This is a genomic window from Halobaculum sp. MBLA0147 (assembly GCF_041361345.1).
GTDB lineage: Archaea > Halobacteriota > Halobacteria > Halobacteriales > Haloferacaceae > JAHENP01.
Genome location: NZ_JBGKAD010000001.1, coordinates 2374569 through 2390625 on the forward strand (window position 1 = coordinate 2374569; position 16057 = coordinate 2390625).

General features: G+C 70.0%; 16 protein-coding genes. 11 read left to right on the top strand and 5 right to left on the bottom strand.

The window, feature by feature from the left end:
* Positions 1-8 precede the first annotated feature (8 nt).
* The 3 genes from RYH80_RS11385 to RYH80_RS11395 all read left to right on the top strand — a co-directional run bounded on the left by RYH80_RS11385 (position 9) and on the right by RYH80_RS11395 (position 958).
* Positions 9-185, top strand: coding sequence for a DUF7838 family putative zinc beta-ribbon protein (locus tag RYH80_RS11385; protein WP_370903992.1), 177 nt, complete (start codon positions 9-11; stop codon positions 183-185).
* A 79-nt stretch (positions 186-264) separates the two neighbouring features.
* Positions 265-666, top strand: coding sequence for a prefoldin subunit beta (locus tag RYH80_RS11390; RefSeq protein ID WP_370903993.1), 402 nt, complete (start codon positions 265-267; stop codon positions 664-666).
* Between the two features lie 4 nt (positions 667-670).
* Positions 671-958 (top strand): DUF3194 domain-containing protein, encoded by a 288-nt coding sequence (locus tag RYH80_RS11395; RefSeq protein ID WP_370903994.1) that lies wholly within the window; start codon positions 671-673, stop codon positions 956-958.
* A 223-nt stretch (positions 959-1181) separates the two neighbouring features.
* Here the strand turns inward: RYH80_RS11395 and RYH80_RS11400 are convergent, their stop codons facing one another.
* Entirely contained in the window at positions 1182-2834 is a 1653-nt protein-coding gene (locus RYH80_RS11400) for an ATP-binding protein (RefSeq protein ID WP_370903995.1), read from the bottom strand.
* A gap of 148 nt (positions 2835-2982) precedes the next feature.
* On the opposite strand from RYH80_RS11400, the gene hemC reads away from it, so the two are divergent.
* The 4 genes from hemC (at position 2983) to hemL (ending at position 7478) form a co-directional block, all read left to right on the top strand.
* A complete protein-coding gene (gene hemC / locus RYH80_RS11405; protein WP_370903996.1) occupies positions 2983-4086 on the top strand; it encodes a hydroxymethylbilane synthase in 1104 nt (367 codons plus the stop codon).
* 2 nt (positions 4087-4088) lie between these two features.
* Positions 4089-5093 carry a uroporphyrinogen-III C-methyltransferase gene (gene cobA, locus RYH80_RS11410; protein WP_370904706.1) on the top strand — a complete coding sequence of 335 codons (1005 nt, stop codon included), beginning with the start codon at positions 4089-4091 and terminating at the stop codon, positions 5091-5093.
* Complete coding sequence (locus RYH80_RS11415; protein WP_370903997.1) at positions 5090-5839, top strand: uroporphyrinogen-III synthase; 750 nt, start codon at positions 5090-5092, stop codon at positions 5837-5839. The genes cobA and RYH80_RS11415 overlap by 4 nt, the downstream gene beginning before the upstream one ends.
* Positions 5840-6140: 301 nt before the next feature.
* Positions 6141-7478 carry a glutamate-1-semialdehyde 2,1-aminomutase gene (gene hemL / locus RYH80_RS11420; RefSeq protein WP_370903998.1) on the top strand — a complete coding sequence of 446 codons (1338 nt, stop codon included), beginning with the start codon at positions 6141-6143 and terminating at the stop codon, positions 7476-7478.
* A 358-nt stretch (positions 7479-7836) separates the two neighbouring features.
* Here the strand turns inward: hemL and RYH80_RS11425 are convergent, their stop codons facing one another.
* Positions 7837-9240, bottom strand: coding sequence for an MATE family efflux transporter (locus tag RYH80_RS11425; RefSeq protein WP_370903999.1), 1404 nt, complete (start codon positions 9238-9240; stop codon positions 7837-7839).
* A 398-nt stretch (positions 9241-9638) separates the two neighbouring features.
* Between RYH80_RS11425 and RYH80_RS11430 the strand changes: the two genes are divergently transcribed.
* From RYH80_RS11430 to RYH80_RS11445, 4 genes are all read left to right on the top strand, one after another.
* Positions 9639-10679: a zinc-binding dehydrogenase gene (locus RYH80_RS11430; protein ID WP_370904000.1), complete on the top strand. Its 1041-nt coding sequence runs from the start codon at positions 9639-9641 to the stop codon at positions 10677-10679.
* Positions 10669-11070, top strand: a complete 402-nt coding sequence (locus RYH80_RS11435) for a DUF7977 family protein (protein ID WP_370904002.1) — start codon at positions 10669-10671, stop codon at positions 11068-11070. The genes RYH80_RS11430 and RYH80_RS11435 overlap by 11 nt, the downstream gene beginning before the upstream one ends.
* Positions 11071-11145: 75 nt before the next feature.
* Entirely contained in the window at positions 11146-12147 is a 1002-nt protein-coding gene (locus RYH80_RS11440; protein ID WP_370904003.1) for a DUF8098 family protein, read from the top strand.
* A gap of 89 nt (positions 12148-12236) precedes the next feature.
* Positions 12237-12650: a hypothetical protein gene (locus RYH80_RS11445; protein ID WP_370904004.1), complete on the top strand. Its 414-nt coding sequence runs from the start codon at positions 12237-12239 to the stop codon at positions 12648-12650.
* A gap of 3 nt (positions 12651-12653) precedes the next feature.
* Here the strand turns inward: RYH80_RS11445 and RYH80_RS11450 are convergent, their stop codons facing one another.
* The 3 genes from RYH80_RS11450 to RYH80_RS11460 form a co-directional block, all read right to left on the bottom strand.
* On the bottom strand, positions 12654-13871 hold the full coding sequence (locus RYH80_RS11450; protein ID WP_370904005.1) for a TIGR04347 family pseudo-SAM/SPASM protein: 1218 nt from the start codon (positions 13869-13871) through the stop codon (positions 12654-12656).
* Entirely contained in the window at positions 13868-14275 is a 408-nt protein-coding gene (locus RYH80_RS11455; RefSeq protein ID WP_370904006.1) for an Htur_1727 family rSAM-partnered candidate RiPP, read from the bottom strand. Before RYH80_RS11455 ends, RYH80_RS11450 begins: the two co-directional genes overlap by 4 nt.
* 114 nt (positions 14276-14389) lie before the next feature.
* Entirely contained in the window at positions 14390-15997 is a 1608-nt protein-coding gene (locus tag RYH80_RS11460; protein ID WP_370904007.1) for a phytoene desaturase family protein, read from the bottom strand.
* Positions 15998-16057: the final 60 nt, after the last annotated feature.

Below are 16057 nucleotides of genomic sequence, written 5' to 3' on the forward strand. Positions count from 1 at the left end.
GCGAAGGTATGAGTCTCGAGACGACCCGCGAGTGTCCCGACTGCGACGAGGAGACGACGTTCTGGCGGGCGGCGAGCATGGAACTCCACCTCGGCACCAAGACGAAGTGGCGGTGTAGCGAGTGTGAACGGACGATCGTCCTCATCGGCGGCGAGGGCGGTGTCGACTCCTCCGCGAACGCCTGAGGCCGGACGACCGGCAGTCGCGGGGGCCCACGAGCCCCGCATAAACGCCTTTTTCACCCCGAAGCCCGTCGCCTCGGGTATGCAGGGCAATCTGCCGCCCGAGGCACAAGAGAAGATCGAGGAACTGCAGGACCTGCAAGAGCAGGCCCAGAACCTCGCCGAGCAGAAGGAGACCACGGAGTCCGCGCTGTCGGACGCCGAGACGGCTCTGGACGCGCTCGACGAGATCGACGAGGACGCCCAGATGTACCGCGAGGTCGGCGAACTCCTCGTGGAGGCCGACTACGACGAGGCCGAGACGGACCTCGAAGACAAGGTCGACCGACTCGGTCGCCGCGCCGACCAGCTCGACTCGAAGGAGTCGCAGGTCCGCGAGCAGTTCGAGGACCTCCAGGAGGAGCTCCAGCAGCTCCTGCAGGGCGGCGCTGGCGGCGGCATGCCGGGCGGTCCCGGCGGCCCGGGCGGCGCCGGCGGAGCCTGAGCCGATGACGACCGACGCGGACGACGCGGCGGCGGCCGACGCGGACGACGCGCCGGAGCCGACCGACGAGGAGGTCGTCCAGACCGCGTCGGCGGCGGCCGAGGGGCTGATCCTCGACCGCTACAGACAGTCCGAACTGCGTGACTTCGACGTGACCGTCACCTTCGAGGACGGCGTCCTCGACGTGGACGTGTACGTCAACCCACCCGAGGACGACCACGCCGCCGAGACCGTCGCCGACGAGGCGGCACGCGCCGCCCGCGACGCGGTCGACGACCTGTTCGCGGAGTAGTCGTGACGGCGTGGTCCCGTCTCGGACCCTCGGAGCGTCGCGCTCCGGTACTGTGACGCCGGTGAGTCGACCGACCCTCCGGACCGTCTCGGCTCTCGTCGCCGACGGCGTCGTTCCACACCCACGACGACGGGCCGTCGTTCGAGGACCCCGAGACGACCGACGTGTCCGTGCCCGTCGACTGCGAGGGGAGACACCGGCTCCACGCTGGACCCGGAACTGTTCAGAGTCCGACCGGTTCCGACTCGTCTGCGACGCCGTCGGCACCGTCGGCCGTCCCCTCGCCACTCTCGCCGTTCCTCTCTCTCCCGGTCGTCACCCCGTCGACGCTCACGCCGTCGCGTGCTGGCTCTTCGACGCTCGCGGTCGATCCATCCCCGCTCGCCAGCGGGAGGTGGAGTCGGACCGTAGTGCCCCCGAGGTCGTCTCTGTCGTCTCCGTCCGCGGCGTGTTCGCCGGTGTCGACACTGCGCCGCTCACTCTCGTCGGGGACGGCCTCGTCGACGGTCACGTCGCCCCCGAGTTCGACCACGACCCAGGTGACGAACCACAGCCCCAACCCACTCGCGTGGTCGAGGTCGGACTCGACGACGCGGTCGACGACCGCCGTCTCCGTGTCCGGGATTCCCGGGCCGTCGTCGGCGACGGTCAGTGTCGCTGCCTCGGCCGTCCGCGTGACCGACACCCGCGCCGTCGCCGTCCCGTCGACCGTCGCGTGCTCGGCGACGTTCGCCAACACCTCGTCGACGGCCGCACCCAACAGCCCGTCGTCGACGACCGGGACCGTCGCGTCCGGGAGCGACCGCTCGACGGTGACAGCCGGATGCTCGGCGGCGAACGCGTCGAGCCGCTCCGTGGCGAGTGCACGCAGGTCCGTCGTGGTCCGCGTCGTCTCGTCGTCGAGCAACTCCTCCAACTGTCTGGCGCGGCGACTCAGCCGGAGGAGCCCCGCCGTCTGGTCGCGGATCGCAGCGACCGCGCGACGCCCGTCCCCACCACCGTCACGGTCGTCGGTCCCGTCTCCGTCGACGACGGTGTCGGCCAGCGTCGCGGCGTGGCCGTCGATCACGTTGACGGCCGTCCGGAGGTCGTGACGCAACACGCGGTTCAACACGGCCAGTCGGCGCTCGCGACGGTTCTGGCCGGTCACGTCCACCAACACGACGTACTCCTCCTCGTCGTCGATGGCCGCCCGCGAGACGCGGAACTCGCGGACGCCGTCGCCGCCGCCCGCGACGCCACACGCGAGGTGCGAGCGTGCGGCGACCTCCGCCTCCAACACGGTAGACACGTCGTCCGTCCCGTCGGCCGGCCGGAGACAGGCGCTCAGTGGGCTCCCGACGTGTGGACGGTCGGGCCCGAAGGTCGTCAGGAACGCCTCGTTCACGTCGACGACGGTGCGTCCGCCGTCCGGCTCGCGGCGGACCCGTGCGGCCGGATTCGAGAGCGCGTCGAAGAGACTGCGCGCGGCCCGCCGGCTGTGGTGGCGACGCTCCGCGGAGATCGCCAACAGGCCACCGACGGCCAGCCCGGCGGTGAGTACGTGCGTGGCCACGACGGGGAGCGAGACCGCCGGCTGGACGGTGACGACCTCGCCGCCGGCCAGCCACGCCGCGACGAGCGCGGCGAGTGCCGTCCCGCCGACGACGCCGGTGACGGCCGCACGCGTCCGCTCGCCGCCGGTGTCGCGGCGTGCCAACGAGAGGCCGTAGCCGGCGACGGCGAGGGTGACGACCAGCGGGACGGCGCCACCGACGGCCGCGGCGGCGCCGTCGGCCGTCACGAGTCGTCGGAGGTGGACGACGGCCGGGACGAGACTGGTGACGGCGAGGCCGACACCGCCGACCTGCGCCAGCGGGGGACCGACACGGATCACTACCGTCACCACACCGTCGCCCGGTGTAAAGTCCGTCGGGGGTGTGTGACGGGGCCGGTCGGGCGTGTCCGTGGCATGCGGTCGTCCATCGAGCCCGCGCGGCGGCGAGACCGAGCGGGTTATCCGCCCGTCACACGCACCTCCGGGTATGAGCGACACGTTCCGGCTGGCGACCCGGAGTTCCGACCTCGCCCTCCGACAGGCGGGGCAGGTCAGGGACGCGATCCAGGGGCGACGGACGGACGTGGAACTACTCCACGTCCAGACGCGCGGAGACCGTCTCCGCGACGAGTTGATCAGCCGTCTCGGCAAGACCGGCGCGTTCGTCCGCGCACTCGACGAGCGCGTGATCGACGGGGAGGCGGACGCGGCTGTCCACTCGCTGAAGGACGTGCCGACGGAGGTCCCCGAGGAGATCAGCTTCGCGGCCGTCACCGAACGCGCGCCGGCCGGCGACGTGCTGGTGACGCCAGCGGACAACACCGCCGGACTCGACGACCTCCTGGTCGGGGCGACCGTCGGCACCTCCTCGCTGCGACGGCGGGCAGAGTTGCTCGCCGAACGCCCGGACCTCACCGTCGAACCGCTGCGGGGGAACGTCGACACGCGCGTCCAGAAGCTGATCGCGCCCGACCTACGGACGGAACACGAGCGCCGTGTCGCCGCCGAGGAGGGTGACGTTGACGAGGAATTCGACCGCACGCCCGAGGAGTGGTTCGACGACCTCACCGAGTTGGAGCGGTCCGCACTGGAACGGGAGCCGGACACCGAGTACGACGCCATCGTGCTCGCGGAGGCGGGGCTGCGACGCTCGGACCTGTACGACCACCCGGCCTACGAGACCCACCGGCTGCCGCGGTCGACGTTCGTCCCGGCGCCGGGGCAGGGTGCCATCGCGGTGACGACCGCGACGCGCGAGGCACGCGAGACGGTCCGCGACGCGATCGACCACCCACCGACGCGGGTGACGACGACGGTCGAACGCACGATCCTCGCGGAGTTGGGTGGCGGCTGCGTCGCTCCGATCGGGATCCACGCGCTGCTCCAGGGGGAACACGTCTCCGTCCAGGTACGGGTGCTGTCGGCGGACGGCGACGAGGAGATCGCCGCGAGTCGTGACCTGCCGGCCGACCGACACGCGGCCGCCGCCCGCGAGTTCGCCGCCGAGTTGCGCGCGGAGGGGGCCGCGGAGCTGATCGAGGCGGCGAAACGCGAGAACGCGCCCGACGAGAGCGACGAGCCGATGCCGTGACCATGTCCGGGGACGAGACGACCGCGACGGACGAGACGACCGGCACGACCGCGACGGACGAGACGACCGGCACGACCGCGACGGACGAGACGACCGGCACGACCGCGACGGGCGAGGCAGTCGAGACGACCGCGACGAACGGAGCGGGCGAGACGGACGGGAGGGAACGGGAGACGACCACGGGGACCGACGACGATCTCGGGCGCGTCGCGCTGGTCGGCTCCGGCCCCGGCGACCCGGAGTTACTGACGGTGAAGGCGCGCCGCCTGCTGGAGGAGGCGGACGTGGTCCTCCACGACAAACTCCCCGGCCCGGAGATCATCGAGTCGATCCCGGCCGCGAAGCGCGAGGACGTGGGGAAGCGCGCCGGCGGCGAGCGAACGAGTCAGGAGTACACCAACGAGCGACTCGTCGAACTCGCACGCGAGGGGAAGCGTGTCGTCCGGCTGAAGGGTGGCGATCCGTTCGTCTTCGGCCGCGGCGGCGAGGAGGCGGAAGTGCTCGCCGAGGCCGGGATTCCCTTCGAGGTGGTGCCGGGCGTCACGTCGCCGATCGCCGCGCCGGGGGTCGCCGGCATCCCGGTGACACACCGCGACTACGCCTCCTCCGTCTCGTTCGTGACGGGCCACGAGGACCCGACGAAGCCGGAGTCGGCGGTCGACTGGGAGGCGCTCGCCGACACGGGTGGTACCATCGTCGTCCTGATGGGGGTCGGGAAACTCCCCGACTACACCGCCGAACTCCGTGCGGCCGGACTGGCGCCCGACACGCCGGTCGCGCTCGTCGAGCGCGGGACGTGGCCGGACACCCGCGTCGCGACGGGGACGCTGGCGAGTATCGTCGACGTGCGGGACGCGGTCGGGATCGAACCACCCGCGATCACCGTGATCGGCGAGGTCGCCGCCCAACGCGAGCGCGTGGTCGAGTTCCTCCGCGGGCGAGGTGACGCCGACGCGACCGCGGAGCCGACGGACTCGGCGTCCGCAGGCGGGGGTGAGGAGTCGTGACGAGCGAGGTGCGTGCGGCCGTCTTCCGGCCGGACGACGAGCGGATCGCCGACGCCGTCGACCTGCTGGAGTCGCTGGGTGCCACGCCGGTGCCGGACCCGATGTTGGCGGTCGAGCCGACGGGCGCGACGCCGGCGCCGGCGGACTGGACCGTCCTCACCTCGAAGACGGGCGTCGAACTCGCCGCCGAGGCGGGGTGGACGCCGACCGACACTCGACTGGCGTGTATCGGCCCGGCGACGGCCGACGCCGCCCGCGCCGAAGGGTGGGCGGTGGACGTGGTCCCCGAGGAGTACTCGTCTGCCGGGCTGGTGGACGCGCTGACGGCGGCCGTCGCCACGGACGAGTCCGTCGGCGTCGCGCGCTCCGACCACGGGTCGGCGGTGTTGCTCGACGGCCTCCGCGAGGCGGGGATCGAGACGACGGAGACGGTCCTCTACCGACTCGTCCGCCCCGTGGACGCCGGCGAGTCGACGGCGCGTGCGGCCGCCGGGGAGCTGGAGGCGGCGCTGTTCACCTCCTCGTTGACGGTCGAACACTTCCTCGACGCGGCCGCGGAGCGCGGCGTGCGGGCGGCGGCCGTCGAGGGGTTGGCGGACGCGGTCGTCGGCTGTATCGGCGAGCCGACGGCCGCGACCGCACGCGACCACGGGATCACCGTGGACGTGGTGCCCGACGAGGCGACCTTCGAGGCGCTCGCGACCGCGGTCGTCGAGCGCGCGGCGCCGAGTCACCACGGGGAGTGAGCCACACGAGTGGCGTCCAGGGTTCGACGCCGACCGACGGAGCGTCCCGTTCGCTCCCGCCCGCACAGCCCTCGGGCCTCCCCAACCGCCTCGCGGGCCGTACCCTCCGGGCGCGGCCCGCTCGGCCCTCGCGCGTGCTGCTCGCTCCGCTCGCGGCTCGCGCGCCGACCGCCCTGGTCCGTCGGGTCGTCGTTCGCTATCCGTGGTCTCCGTCGCTCCAGTTCGGTGATCACGTTCGCGCTCTCTCGTCCGTCACCCACAGCCAGAAACGCCTTTCCGGCACGCGGTCGAACCGACTGCCATGTCTCACGAGCAGTCGCGCGACCTCTACGACAGGGGCCTCTCCGTCCTCGCCGGCGGCGTCAACTCCTCCGTGCGGGCGACGAAGCCGTACCCGTTCTTCGTCCAGCGCGGGGACGGCGCCCACGTGATCGACGCCGACGGCAACCGCTACCTCGACTACGTGATGGGGTACGGCCCGCTGTTGTACGGCCACGATCTCCCGGAACCGGTGACGGCAGCCGTCCAGCAACACGTCGCCGAGGGACCGATGTACGGCGCGCCCACGGAGATCGAGGTGAAACACGCGGAGTTCGTCGCCCGACACGTCCCGTCGGTGGAGATGCTCCGGTTCGTCAACTCTGGGACGGAGGCGACCGTCTCGGCGGTCCGCCTCGCCCGCGCGGTGACGGGCCGCGACAAGATCGTCGTGATGCAGGGTGGCTACCACGGCGCCCAAGAGTCCACGCTCGTCGAGGGTGAGCCGGGCCACCCGGAGCCGTCCTCGCCGGGCATCCCCGAGGACTTCGCGAAACACACGATCCCGGTGCCGTTCAACGACACGGAGACGCTCCGGGAGGTGTTCGAACACCACGGCGACGAGATCGCGGCGGTGTTGACGGAGCCGATCCTCGGCAACGTCGGCATCGTGATGCCGGAAGACGGCTACCACGACGCGATCCGGGAGCTGTGTGACGAGTACGGTGCGCTGTTCGTGTTGGACGAGGTGATCACGGGGTTCCGTGTCGGCGGCCTCCAGTGTGCCCAGGGGCGGTTCGACATCGAGCCGGACCTGACGACGTTCGGGAAGATAATCGGCGGCGGGTTCCCGGTCGGCGCGATCGGCGGGACGGCGGAGTACGTCGAGCAGTTCACGCCCGGCGGGGAGGTGTTCCAGTCGGGGACGTTCTCCGGCCACCCGGTGACGATGGCGGCGGGGTACGAGAACCTGAAGTACGCCGCGGAGCACGACGTGTACGACCACGTGAACGGGCTCGCGGAGCGGTTGCGCTCCGGCATCGCGGACATCTGTGAGGATCAGGCGCCGGAGTACACGGTCGTCGGGACAGCGTCGATGTTCAAGACGATCTTCACCCGCGACGCGCCGGACACGTTCGACGACCACTGCGAGAGCGGCTGTGCCCAACGCGAGTCGTGTTCCCGGTTCGACCACTGTCCGAAGACGGGCGACGACGTGCGCGACGCGGCTACGGACCGCTGGGAGCGGGTGTTCTGGCAGGAGATGAAGGACCGCGACATCTTCCTCACCGCCAACCAGTTCGAGTCGCAGTTCGTCTCCTACAGCCACACGGAGGCGGACGTCGACCGGACGCTGGAGGCGTACAAGGAGGTGCTGTAGGCGACGAATCTCGCCCCGAGCGAGGCCGAGACGGCGGCTACCCACCCACCTACGCCACCCGCACCACCGGCGCCGGAACGTCTACACGCTCACACTCCTCCACCGACGACGCCACTCGTCGGCACGTCCGACGCCGGCACCAGCACACTCACCCACCGGCGACGCCACTCGCCACCACCCAGCCACTGGATCCAGCACACTCACCCACCGGCGACACCACTCGCCACCACCCAGCCACCGGCACCAGCACACTCACCGCGAGCGCGCCGCCAGGCGCGCTCGCGGCCCTTTTTGATCGAGCTTTTTTCCTCGGGTGGCGCGCGCCGCGCGCCACCCGAGGAGTGAAAAAGGTCGGTGCTCAGTCCGCACTCGCGCCGGCGTCCTCGGCCGCTCGCGACAACAGCCCCTCGTCGCCACCCGTCGAGTACCAGAAGTACAGGCACATGCCGACGGCGGCGACGACGTTGGAGATCGTGACGGCCCAGAAGGGGCCGAGCGCACCCATCCCGAGGAGGAACGCGCCGCCGGCGGCGACGGGGACGCGGACGGCCCAGTACTGCAGCGTCGTGGCGTACAGACTCACTTCGGTCCGTCCGGCACCGTCGAAGCCGGCCTGGACGGTGTGGATCGCACCCAGCGCCCAGTAGCCGTACGCGAGGATCTGGAGGTACGCGACCGTGTTCGTCAGCGTCGCCCCCTCGATGCCGGGGACGAACAGCGCCGCGATCTCGGCCGGGACGGCCCACTGGAGGACGCCGACCAGCCCGAGCACGCCGGCACCGACGGCGACGCTCAACCAGGTGGCACGCGTGGCCCGATCCGGCCGGTCGGCGCCGAGGTTCTGGCCCACCACGGTGGTGGCGGCGCTGCCCAGCGCCGCCGCGGGGACGAACGCGACGGTGGCGATCCGTGCACCGACGGTGTACGCAGCCAACCCGGCGCCACCGGCGGCGACGGAGACGATCGCGACGACGACCAACCGAGCCACCTGTCGGACGACGCGCTGGCCGCCCCGTGGCAGTCCCACGTCGAGGATGTCGCGGGCAGTCTCGCGGTCGAACCCGAGCGCCCGGGGCGTGAGCCGGAAGTCGGTGCGCCCGGAGAACAGCAGCGTCAGTCCGATCGCCCCGGCGACGCCGTAGCCGATCCCCGTCGCGAGCGCGGCGCCGGCGATCTCGAGCCGCGGGAACGGCCCCCACCCGAAGATGAGCAGCGGGTCCAAGGTGACGTTGAGCGCGATGGCGAGGAGGTTCAACACGAGCGGGGTCCGGGAGTCGCCGGCACCGACGTAGCTGGCCTCGACGGCGTCGGAGAGTCCCGCGAACACCTGTGCGAACACCAACACGGAGAGGTACGTCGCCGCGAGCCCGGCGACCGCCGTCCCGGGATCGAACAGGCGAACCAGCGGTCCCGCGAGCGGGGAGACGACGACCGCCATCAGGAGGTTCGCGACGACCGCCAGCGCGATCGCGTGCGTCGCCGCCCGGCGTGCGCCGGGAGTGTCGTCGGCACCGCTCCGTTGGGAGACGACGATCTGCCCGCCGGCGAACGCCACGGTCGTCCCGACGCTCAACAGCGCGATCACCGGCGTCACCAACCCCACCGCGGCGACCGCCGAGCCGCCGAGCCGACCGACCCAGAAGATGTCGACCACCTGCTGGCCGACCAAGACGAGCTGTTGGGCGACGATGGGCGCCGCCAACACGGCCAGCGCGCGGCCGAGCGGCCCCTCGGTCATCTCCTCGGTGCTCACGTCCAACATCGTCCCTCGTGGGCGTGTCCCCCCGACCGCCGAGCGCGACGACGGTCCGAGAGTCGGTCGCGGCGACGAGCCGCACGTCCCGCCGCGCGGCGGTGTCGCTGCCTGTCCCGGTGACCGTCCGACCGAGCGTCGTCGCCGGGTACGACCGTCTGACCGGCCGCTCGCGGGCCACTCCGCCGGTCGGCGTGTGTCGGAGTGTCGTGCACGCCGCTCACGTCTCTTTCGATCCACTTAAAACCGACTAAATTGACGTTGTCGTAACTTCTGGCCTAGACGTGGCAGCGTGCACCTTCTAGTCCGGGTGCGACGGCGTGTCTCCTCTGCTCCAGGCGCGACGGCGTGTCCCACCGCCGCGGTCTCGTCGCCGGACTTTCAGACTCCGCGTGCGACGGTGTGGTGTGCACGCCGTTCAGTTCGAGTCACACGGAGATCGCGACGTGATCGCGTACGACGAGTACCCGGAGCCGGAGCCGGCGGCCGACGAGGTCGTCGTCGACGTCGAGGCGGCGGCGCTGAACCACCTCGACGTGTGGACGCGCCGCGGACTCCCGGGGATCGACCTCGCCTTCCCACACGTCCCCGGGAGCGACGCGGCAGGCGTCGTCACGGAGACGGGGGCCGACGTGGAGCGGTTCGCCGTCGACGACCACGTGGCGGTCTCGGCGGGCGTCTCCTGTGGGACGTGCGAGTTCTGCCGCGACGGGGAGCCGACGATGTGTGTCGACTTCCACCTCCTCGGCGAACACGTCCCCGGCGTCCACGCCGAGCGGGTCGCGGTCCCGGCGGACAACCTCGTGCCGGTCCCCGACGGGGTCGACTGGACCGTCGCGGGGTCGGCGAGTCTCGTGTTCCAGACCGCCTGGCGGATGCTCGTCGAACGTGGCGAGATCCGTCCCGGGGAGTCAGTCTTGGTGTTGGGTGCCTCCGGGGGCGTGGGCCACGCCGCGGTCCAGATCGCCGACTACGTCGGCTGTGAGGTGTTCGCGACAGCCTCCTCAGACGAGAAGCTGTCGTACGCCGCCGACTGTGGCGCGGACCACACGATCGACTACGAGGCGACGGACTTCGCCGAGGCGATCCGCGAGCAGACGGGCCACCGCGGCGTGGACGTGGTGGTCGACCACGTCGGGGCGACGACGTGGCGCGACTCGCTGCGCTCGCTCGCGAAGGGTGGACGACTGCTCACCTGCGGCGCGACCACCGGCGGGAACCCGGAGACGGACGTGAACCGGATCTTCTGGAACCAACTGCAGGTGATCGGCTCGACGATGGCCTCCCCGGGCGAGGTCGACGACGTGCTCTCGCTGGTGTGGGACGGCACCTTCGAGCCGCGGATCCGCGAGGTGCTCCCGATGTCCGAGGCAGCGCGTGGGCACGAACTGTTGGAGAACCGTGAGGGCTTTGGAAAGGTGGTGCTTAGACCCGACAGTGAGCTCTGAGGGTACGGACGGCGGCGACGACGGCTACGTCCACCGACCCGGGCAGGCACGCGACGACGAGACGGAGTCGTCTCCGTCCCCCTCGACGTCCGGCGGCGGGACGGGGCGCACGCCAGAGTCGGGAGACGCGGGAGACGTGTCGGCCACAGCCGACGGGCCGACGGTCCCGAACGCCGGGGGGTCCGACGGCCTCGGCCGCGTCGGGTGGGCGCTCGTGTCGGTCGTCGCCGTGGCGTTCCTCGTGATCCCGGGTGCGATCTACCTCTTCCCGGCCGCGCCCGGCCGCGCCGGCGTCCCCTTCCTCGTCGCGATGTTGGCGTTGCCGTTCCTCCCGGCGCTGTTGCTCGGCGGCGTCGCCGTCTGGACGGCGGTGCGAGATCGGAAGGCGTGACCTTCGGATCGGATATTTTAACCACGAAACTCGCCCGAGAAGCCTTTATCAGCTACGAGCCAGAAGGCACGGACGATGAACGGACCGTCGTTTCTCGAGGAACCTCTACTGTCTACGATCGACGCAGAACTTCCGAGGGCCGCTGCCGAACTCGAGGGTGTCTCCCCCGACGATCTCGACTCGATCACAGAGCAGAAGTTGATACTCCACACCGTCCGAGAGTTCGGCCTCGAGAACTACGTGACGACGCAGTGTTACCTCCACGGTGATGTCGCGGTCAGAGGGAAGTCCGAGAATCGATCCGGTAACGCGAAACTCGAACTCCCAACCGGTGTGGATACCGACATTCCGACATCCGAAGAGATAGCCGAACAGCTGGTCGGACCCAGTAGTGCGTACGTCCAGGACGCGTTGTCGACGGAGACGTTCGATTGGCTCGAGTCGTACTACGAAGAGGAAGACATCCCGTTCGAACGTGTGTACTTGGCTGCACTACCGGTGTACGCGAACCTCCACCGGACACGCGACGCAGCGATGGGACAAACGAGTGGCTCGATTCCGGAGAACATCACTACTGTCGTGGCCGAATCGTGTACCGAACTAAAGCGTGTCACTTCCCGATACGCCTTGTTCGACGGGATTCAGCCGTACGTCACCGAGTTCCACCGAGCGGTGGAACCGTTCCTCCAGTGGACCGAGAAGCAAGATTGGGACTCCAGCACACCACTCGAATACTACGAGGAGTTCCACAGGTTGTACGAGCTGTTCTACGATGGAGTGTGGCGTGGTTGCGGACAGCGAATGAGTTACGTCACGGTCGAAGGGCCGTCGGCAGACAGCACGAGGGATCGTCGGGAACGGGAAGCAGACAACCAGCATCAGGCCTTTCGTACGAAGCTCCGCAGATTCCAGATGGAACTTGACGGTCTCGACGTGACCGCCGAAGCGGATGTGGATCGTCTTCCCGACTTGGACTTCGACGAGTACGTGTTCGAAGCGGGGACGGACCCCGATATTTCGGCATCGGACCGGACACGGATATCGGAACCTGATCCACTGTTCGAGACCCTCGAATGACTGTCGACGAGCCTAGACGTGAACACTTCAGACCCCATCGAAACCAGTACACGCCATTCGTCTGTACTGGCCCGAAGTTTCTCGCGTCGATGTTCGTGTCTGACCCCTCGAACGACGGGGAAAGACGGAGAGAACGGTTCGCAGGTCATCTACTTACACTGATCCAGAATCAGGAACTCCCCTATTCGAGAATCCTGACCAACAATCACGTTCTCGACGAAGCAGCGACACGACTGAAGAAGAAACACGGGTTCGAAGACGCACACGACTGCGTGGACACAGTTCGGGACTCGGACAACATCGAGGTGCGCTCTCTGTCGCAGGACGCACTAGACGACGCCTACGAGACGTTCGTCAGTTTCGACGACCACGGTGGCGCGATGACCGACTTCCTGAACAAGGCGTTCGTCGAACGCACGGAGACACCGTACGTCGCCGTGTGGGACGAACACTACGAGGCGTTCGACGATCTCCGCCTCCTGCCGAACTGTGACTACGCGTAGCGGTCAGTCCGCCGACGCCGGCGATCCGCCAGTGTCGACTTCGACCGGCGCGGTGCGTTCCGTCTCCGTGAGGTAACACTGTGGGTCTGGGGCGAATAGGTCGCTCTCGACACCGAGCGCGCGGAGTCGGGAGCCGCCACGACAGATGCTCCGGTAGCCGCAGTCGGCACACTTCCCGGTGAGGTTCTCGGGGCGGTCGCGCAGCGCCGCGAGTAGTGGGTTCGACTCGTCGTCCCAGATCGCCCCGAACGACCGGTCCCGGACGTTCCCGAGCGCGTACCCCTGCCAGAACTGCGTCGCGTGGACGTTCCCCTGGTAGTCCACGTCGGCGACGCGCTCGCCGGCCGGGTCGCCGCCGTTGACCTCGAGGTACCGCCGGACGCGCTCGGCGCGCTCGACGCCGTACTCGCGGCGGGCGTACTCGACGAGGAACGCCGCGTCGGCGTAGTTGCCGACCAACAGCGTCTCGATCTCCTCGCCGCGCTCGTGGTAGTCGCTCGTCACCTCGCAGATCTGTTCGACCGCCTCGCGGCGGCGCTCGCGGGACACGTCGGCGTCCGGCACACCTCGGCCGCCGTAGTCGAGGTGGTAGAAACAGAAGCGGTCGACACCCACGTCCGTGAGCAACTCGACGATCCCGGCCACGTCGGGTGCGGTCGCCTCGGTGATCGTGTACCGGAGCCCCGTCTTCAGCCCCACGTCGAGACACGCCTCCATCCCGCGGACGGCGGCGTCGAAGGCGCCCTCCTGTCCGCGGAAGGCGTCGTTGGTCTCGCGCCGGCCGTCGACGGAGACGCCCGCGTACGAGAGGCCGGCCCGCTGCAGTTTCCGGGCGCGCTCCTCGGTGAGCAGCGTCCCGTTCGTCGACAGCACCGCCCGGAGCCCGGCGTCGGTGGCGTAGTCGACGAGTTCGACCAGATCCGCGCGGAGCAGCGGCTCCCCGCCGGAGAAGAGGACCACCGGGACGCCGTAGTCGGCGAGGTCGTCGAGCAGTCCCTTCGCCTCGGCGGTGGACAACTCGCCGGGCGCACGCTCGAACTCGGCGGCGGCGTAGCAGTGCTCGCAGGTGAGGTTACACTGTTTGGTCGCGTTCCAGACGACGACCGGCCGACGCTGTTTCCGTTGGCGAATCTGTTCGCGGTCGCTCTCGTCGGCGGCGTCGTACCGCAGCCCGTCCCCCTCCGCGTCCAACCCGTGGAGGAGTTTGCTGACGGAGATCACGCTCCGTCACCTCCCGTGGGGGTGGCGGACTCTCCCTCGGCGTTCCCGGACTGGACGGCTCTCTCGGCGGCGTCGGCGTCGGCGGGCGTCTCTCCGTCTCCGAACCCTGCGGTCGTGTCGTCGCTCTCAGACTCCGTGTCCGTCTCCGCGCCGTCGGCGTGTGCCGCGCCGAGTCGACTGCGGGTGAACCGGCGGGTCTCGTCGGTCGGACACAGCCAGAGTGTCTCGGCGGCGTGGTCGAACAGCGCCGCGGCCTGTTCGCGCGCGAGGTCGTCGCTGGGGGCGGAGACACTCCCGACGTGACGCAACGACTCCGTCTCCGTCTCCCGCAGGAACACCTCCCACTCGCGGCTCGCGTCGGCGCGTGACGCGTCGACGCGGTGCCAGTCACCGTCGTCACTCATCGTCTCGTCTCTCGACCCCTCCGCTTGAACCCCTCGCGGCAGTTCCCGAGCGGTGGGAACGGGAGTGTCCGGGGGAGCCGAGAGCGAACACAGAGCGGGAGACAACAGGGCGACTCAGAAGGGCAGCGGTACCGACGCGGGGAGCAGCCGGTCGCCCTCGGCGTCGGCCCGGAGCGCGTCGGCGGTCTGCGACCCGGACAACAGCGTCATCGGGACGCCGATCCCGGGCGTCGTGTAGCCGCCGGTGAAGTACAGTCCAGGGGCGCCGCCGCGATGGCCCGGCCGGAGGGGCCCCGTCTGGTCGAGCGTGTGTGCGAGCCCGAGCGCGCTGCCGCCCGGCGCGCCGAGGTGGTCGGCGAACTCCGTCACGCAGGCGTCCTCCTCGACGACGATCCGGTCGCGGAGGTCGACGCCGGTGTACGCCGCGAGATCCGCCAACACCGTCTCGCGGTACCGCTCGCGCGTCGCCGGGCCGTCGTCCAAGCCGGGCGCGATGGGCACGAGCACCACGACCGCCTCGTGCCCGTCGGGGGCGACGGTGTCGTCGGTTCGCGAGGGGACGGAGACGTAGTACGCCGGGTCCTCGGGCCACGCCGGGTCGTCGAAGATGGACGCGAAGTGGTCGTCCCAGTCCGTCGGGAGCACGAGGGTGTGGTGTTCGAGCGGCTCGACGGCACCCTCGACCCCGAGGTACAGCATGTACGCCGACGGCGCCAGCGTCTGCCGGTTCCAGTAGTCGTCGTCGTGGCGTCTGAGGTCCGGCGCGAGCAGCTCCTGCTCGGCGACCTGCGGGTTCAGGTTCGACACGACCGCGTCCGCCCGGACCGGCCCGTCCGCCGTCGTCACGGTGTACGCCCGATCGAACGGAGCGCCGTCGGCTGCACCACTCTCTGCCGCAGTCGCGGTGATCTCCGTCACGGGGGCGCCGGTGCGGAACTCGACACCCAACTCCGCCCCCAACTCGCGCAGCGCCTCGACGACGGCGTACATCCCGCCCTCGGGGTAGTAGACGCCGAGGTTCAGGTCGGCGTGACTGAGCATACAGTACAGCGCCGGCGTGTTGTACGGCGACCCACCGAGGAAGACGAGTGTGTACTCCAACAACTGCCGGAGCTTCGGGTGTTCGACGTACGTCTGGACGTACTCGTCCATCGAGCGGAGCATCGGGAGCGCCCGCCCGCTCTTGACCACGTCCCAGTCGAGGAAGTCCCGTAGTCGGGACCGGTCCGTGTAGACGAACCGTTCCAACCCGAGTTCGTACGCCTCCGCAGCGTCCGCGAGGTAGTCGTCGAGCGCGTCGCCCGCACCGGTCTCGTACTCGTCGAACAGCGCCCGCACCTCCGCGAGGTCGTCGGACACCTCGGCGCGGTCGCCGTCCTTCCAGAACACGCGGTAGTGTGGGTCGAGTCGTGTGAGCTCGTAGTAGTCGCTCGGTTCGCGGTCGAACTGTGCGAAGAACCGTTCGAACGTGCCGGGCATCAGGTACCACGACGGCCCGGTGTCGAACCGGAACCCGTCTCGTTCGAGGAGGTTCGCGGAGCCACCCAGTCGGTCCCCCTGCTCGTACAGCCGCACGTCGGCACCGTCGGCGGCCAACGAGGCAGCCGCGGCGAGCCCGCCGATCCCACCACCGACGACGACCGTCCGCGCGCCGCGCAGCGCCTCGGTCGGGACCCGCCGCGAGACGTCGCCGACGAACCGATCGCCCGTCTCACTCGACATACACGTTCTTCGGGCCCGCCACACCCTCAAGCGACGGCCGATTCCAAGACGTCGGGAACG